This is a genomic window from Desulfamplus magnetovallimortis (genome assembly GCF_900170035.1).
In the GTDB taxonomy this organism is placed as follows: Bacteria; Desulfobacterota; Desulfobacteria; order Desulfobacterales; family Desulfobacteraceae; genus Desulfamplus; species Desulfamplus magnetovallimortis.
The window spans coordinates 127,367-132,522 of sequence record NZ_LT828558.1 but is presented as its reverse complement, the minus strand read 5'-3'; the positions used below and the strand labels follow the sequence as shown (position 1 = coordinate 132,522).

Genomic DNA, 5,156 nt, shown 5'->3' with positions numbered 1-5,156 from the left:
CGTTGATTTTGATTTTGCTTATTTTGATTTTGACCCTGTGCCTGCGGCTTTTCCTGCACATCAGATTTATGTGTGCCAATTATTGCCAGTGCTTCGCGTCCATTTGATGCCTGTATCACCTGTCCACAGTAAAGCTCTAAGAAAGCTGCTGTTTCACGCCGTAGTTCATGTTCATCTTCAACTAAAAGTATGGTAAGAATTTTCAAGTCTGTCAGATTGATCATATTAATATTTCCTGTTCATGGGGTATTGACTGTTAATGGAAGTTTAATTCTAAAGCAAGCACCTTGGGCTTGTGGTATAAATTTTAGAGTTCCTTGAAACTTCTCTTGTATTATCATTCGTGACATATAAAGCCCGATACCTGTACCAATACTTTCTTCTTTAGTAGTAAAATAGGGTGAAAAGAGCTTAGATACGACCTCATCAGGTATGCCGCAGCCATTATCAGCAATGTCGATCAACATGGAGTTGTCGCTATTTACAGATATATTCACATTGATAAATCCCTGATCCTGCGAACTAAACTCTTTTTGTTCCAACACACCATCACCATGCACACCACTAACACCAGGAACCTTGTGCTTGGGATATACGCCTATTTTTCGCCCCTCCAAAATGGCATCCCGTGCATTGCCAAGCAGATTGAGAATAACCTGCTTGAACTCATTGGAAAATCCCTCTATTAGTTGTTCGCTGTAATTTGCACAATCAATATCTACCACAATATTTTTACTGGTTAGTTGAGTCTCAAAAAGTTTAACGCAGTCATTGATGCAGTTCAAAGGTGAAAATTGCGTTTTTTCCCTCTCAGGATGGTAAAAATTTCTAAATACATCAATGGTATCTGACATGTGTTTGATCTGACGCATGGCATTCGTCTTGAATTGACTCAGATATTCAGGTGTCAGCTCCTGCATGGTTGCTAATGCATGTGTGCGTTGAATAATCATGCCAAGAGTAGAAAGGGGCTGACGCCATTGGTGGGCTATGGTGCTTATAAGGTCTCTCATGGCTGTCAAACGGGATTCATTTGCCATCTTGAGTTCTGTTATATCAGTATGGCTTCCGATCATACATAGTTTTCCATGTATATTAATCAGTTGGACAGAACCCATTATCATCAATATTTCACCTGATTTTCTTCGTATCTGCCCCTCTTTTTTCTCTATTTTTTCTCCGTTAAGCAGTTTGCTTACCACTGCATCTCTGACCTCTTTTGTCAGCATATTAAGCTCCACGCCTGTTTTTCCAATGAGTTCAGATCGTTTATATCCTGACATATTAACATAAAAGTCATTTGCCTCTAAGAATCTACCTTCATACAGTTCTGTGATAGCTATTGCATAGGGAGCTGAATGGAATATCTTTTTGAATTTCTCATCCTGGACATCAGCATCTTCTATAAGACGCCTGTTCACCATCAATATAAGGCTGATTGTAATACATAAATTCAAAGTTATATATATTGTAACTGTTAAAGCATAGATAGCCTCAAACGTTAAGAATTGAAAGCTCTGCAAATTAAATAGACTGTTCATAACAAGCTTTAAGATGGTTGTCAGAACATACCCTCCAGAGATTATATCTGTGATCAAAGTTATGTGTCGTATGGAATAAGGTACTCTTTTCAACATAAGCCAGCATATTTGAGAATCAATAATGATTATTGCCCCAGACATAATAAGCTCTCTACAGCCCCAATTAGGGTCTATGAATGTAAAGTAATATCTTAGCACAGCAAAAAGAAATATAAAGATATAGTTATGGGTATGCTTGCTTTTGCAGTTTGTGAAATTTTCCAACCCGACTAATAATATCAATATACTACATATAAGTAATACGTGGGACAGCCAAATAGATAGAGAATCATGTATCACACCTTGGAGGAGCATCAAAAAAACGCCTGCTGCCTGGCAAAACATACACCATGCCCATAAATCCACTCCTGCAAAACGGTTTTTGTTATAATGCCATATTATTGCAATAGAGATAGCAGCAACTACATTTATATTTAAATTCATAAACAAAATAGTTTTTATATCTAAATTCATAAGTGTTCTCCACTCTAAACTGTAAATTGTCTTAATATTTGCCCTCAAATCCGGCATCCTTCATATGACCTCAGAAGTTCTTTACACTTTTTTAGATGAGCTTCCCGCAAAACGGGAATAGTGTAATTGAAAGTGTAAAGCGGGAAATGAAGCATGCCTCAAATCCCACCTAAAATCCCATGCTATTTTCCGAATGTGATATTTCTTAGGTAACCAATCTTGAGATATATTTGGAGAGATAAGAAGAAGACAGCAGGTACCGCCCATGCCTTTTTATCCAACCTCCCCCCCATCGCAATGCTGTTGCCTTAAGGGTTCATCGTTGTTTTTAGTAGGGGCAAGGCGCGCCGTGCCCTTACATTCCATGCCCGCAATGTCGTTAAGTCAACAGCATTGGGATTAGAGGGGGGGCTTGTGTTATACTCCAGATTCACATCAACACTAAAATGGAGAGCACACAATGTCCCCAACCTGGTTTTTGTTAATAACATCACTGGCACAAATGGCAATGAAGTATCCCCCTCCTGTGATCGCCTGCACGGAATGCGGAGAAAAGGATCTCTGTGAAAAGCATGGCTCGTATTCCAGATATGCGCTGGATGGCGAATCCGTTATTAACATTCCACGCTTCAAGTGCCATAACGACCGCTGTCCACGTGTCACATTTTCATTATTGCCCTATCCAATGCTACGGTATGTCAGGGCCAGTTTATGCATGTTTCATCATGTACTGTTGATGTATGAGCAAGGCACACCGATCCATGAAATAGCCACATTTACCGGCAACAGTTGGGCGGTCACCCGACGATGGATAGATCGCGCCAAAGAGATTCAGGAGTGGCTGAAAAAAACGGCATCCTATGTTCCCTGGAGAGGTGATATCTGCAGACTCGGTAAGGATATATGGCACGAATTCATCCCACAATTTTCGGCATCCTTCATATCTCCCCAAAACTACTTTACACTTTTTTGAGGAAAGACCCGAAAAAACTAATATTGGCTTCAAAAAGTGTAAAGTGGTCATGAAGCAAGCCCAATTTTCCTGGTATTTTTACCCGGCCCTGTATGGTGAAATTTCACCCACAGAACTATAATATTCAAAAAAATCAAATAGTTTGATAGTGTTTCTCCCAGTTGTTCACCTTTTGACCTGCTTTATGATGTGACGTAACTCAAATCAGGAGAAGCCAAATGACTGAAAAGAAGAAATTTGATCTGGCAATCTGACGATACGGTATCATAAGTCCACTTTTACATCGAGATGCCAACGGTGCTCTGGTTGGAGAAGTCCTTTTTCGGATTGTATCGCAAACCTACATTCGCCCGGACGGGAAACGTGTGACCTTAAACGAAGAGACCGTTCGAAAATGGTTGTACCGCTATAAACACCATGGATTTCCAGGGCTTGAAGACAAAACGAGATCCGATGAAGGGAAGTTCGATATCCCAAAAGAGGTTGCCGAAGCATTGTTCGAGCTTCGGAAAGAGCATCCCAGGTGGACCACAGCCCAGATGATCCGACATCTGGCAGCAAACGGCATCTGGAATGGGAAAAAGCCTTCCCGGTCGTCATTCTATAGATTTGTACAGAGCCATAATCTCAACAGAGATCCCCACCTTGAAACCCATGCCGCCGTGAAACCCTTTGCCTTTGACCATTTCGGGCAGCTTTGGCTGGCGGATTTCATGCACGGCCCCAAAGTATGGACCGGTAAAAAGAAGAAAAAGAGCATCCTCCACGTCGTTATGGATGACAGCACCCGCTATATCGTTCCGGATGCCTAAAATCAAGTCAATTTCCTGAAACACACCCGCTCAAACCCAAGGGCCACCACCACAAATTTCTGAAGCCGAAGATTGCCATACTTTTCATCAAGGTGTTTTCCATATTGAATAACCTGTTTTTCTCCCTCTTCAAAGGCCTTTTTAATCTGAGGCAAGCCATACAAAGCCTCCTTTGACAATCGCTTTGCTTCCTCCCCTGTCATACAGGCATCCTTTAAGGTGACAAACTTGAACTCAATGAGAACATCAAAAATCTTGCCATATCGTTTGTCCGGCCTGATTATCATGGTAAGATCAGCATATCTTCGTTTAAGTTCTGTCTCGGAATCCATGATAAATATGATATCGTTATAAAGCAGGGTTAAAAACGCTGTTTTCAGGACAAGCTCATTTGCCCACCTGTAGTCCCTGTTTTTGAATACACTGAAATAACTGTTTTCCACAAAATTGCATAACGGTTCCATATCACCCTTTTGATAAACCTTTGCGGCAGCCAGGCGTCCCTCATCCCTTATGGCTGGTTCAGGCAAAAGCATCCTTTGTACCCGCTCCACATAAAGACTCTGCATCACAAGGTTGGGAACCTTCAGTTTCAGATTCAGATCTTCGGTTTCCCCGGCCAGTGTCAATACCCCGAAGTAGTAGAGAAAAGAGACAATAAACATATTGTTTTTAAAACTTTCGTCCAGCATCTCCCTTATGCCGAAACGGTCAGAGAGATCTCCAACCTCAAGATGATTATCCCTCTCCATCATTGAGACAATAATTTCACGCCCCATGGGAATCTGTGCAACGTACTCAAGTTTTGATTCATCGGTGGCAAGGTTAGAATCAAGCATCTTCCTTGGGTAGTCGCACATCTCCTGGAACTGATCAAAAAAATAGAGGCAGAGGGTGGGATTGTAGATATACTGATTCAATCTCGGCACAAAGCAGTAGCCGTTGTAGTATGTTTTCATTATATCAAGGGCATTTTCAACGGCCCCATTGCTCTTTCCACTCTCTATGCCGCAACTTTCCACAATATCCACAAGGGCTGAGATAACCTCTTTTTCTGTGAAACCGCAAATATCATTAAGTTGTTTTTTAAAATAAATATCCTTTGCAATATTGTATCCGCTGGTGATGTCACTCAACACAACTGGAGATACTCCGGTTATAAACACACGGTCAAAACCTGAACCAGATGTGGATGATTTCACAGCTTTAAAAAGAGTTCGCAAAATACCTTCATCATGCACCAGAGCGTTGTATCTCTCTTTATCGTTATGGATACCCATCATGACGGTATTGGCAAAGTTATCATATTCATCTATT

The 5,156-nt window shown here is 41.2% G+C and carries 5 protein-coding genes; 2 read left to right on the top strand and 3 right to left on the bottom strand.

The window, feature by feature from the left end; all coding sequences use genetic code 11:
• Positions 1–224: response regulator transcription factor (locus MTBBW1_RS23055; protein ID WP_222424146.1), on the bottom strand; the 224-nt coding region annotated here is incomplete at its 3' end.
• A 15-nt stretch (positions 225–239) separates the two neighbouring features.
• Positions 240–1,682, bottom strand: coding sequence for a PAS domain-containing sensor histidine kinase (locus MTBBW1_RS23050; RefSeq protein ID WP_186441655.1), 1,443 nt, complete (start codon positions 1,680–1,682; stop codon positions 240–242).
• Positions 1,683–2,514: 832 nt separating this feature from the next.
• On the opposite strand from MTBBW1_RS23050, the gene MTBBW1_RS23045 reads away from it, so the two are divergent.
• Together MTBBW1_RS23045 and MTBBW1_RS23040 are read left to right on the top strand one after the other, a co-directional pair.
• On the top strand, positions 2,515–3,027 hold the full coding sequence (locus tag MTBBW1_RS23045) for a hypothetical protein (protein ID WP_080807882.1): 513 nt from the start codon (positions 2,515–2,517) through the stop codon (positions 3,025–3,027).
• 365 nt (positions 3,028–3,392) lie between these two features.
• Positions 3,393–3,839 carry a helix-turn-helix domain-containing protein gene (locus MTBBW1_RS23040; RefSeq protein ID WP_281255677.1) on the top strand — a complete coding sequence of 149 codons (447 nt, stop codon included), beginning with the start codon at positions 3,393–3,395 and terminating at the stop codon, positions 3,837–3,839.
• A 2-nt stretch (positions 3,840–3,841) separates the two neighbouring features.
• Here the strand turns inward: MTBBW1_RS23040 and MTBBW1_RS23035 are convergent.
• Positions 3,842–5,156 (bottom strand): AAA family ATPase (locus tag MTBBW1_RS23035; protein WP_139786877.1); only part of this gene is annotated, 1,315 nt, incomplete at its 5' end.

Bases quoted from the DNA above. Each gene is read 5' to 3' on its own strand.
- MTBBW1_RS23050 (WP_186441655.1), bottom strand. From the start codon at position 1,682: ATGTCTGGGGCAATAATCATTATTGATTCTCAAATATGCTGGCTTATG.
- MTBBW1_RS23045 (WP_080807882.1), top strand. From the start codon at position 2,515: ATGTCCCCAACCTGGTTTTTGTTAATAACATCACTGGCACAAATGGCA.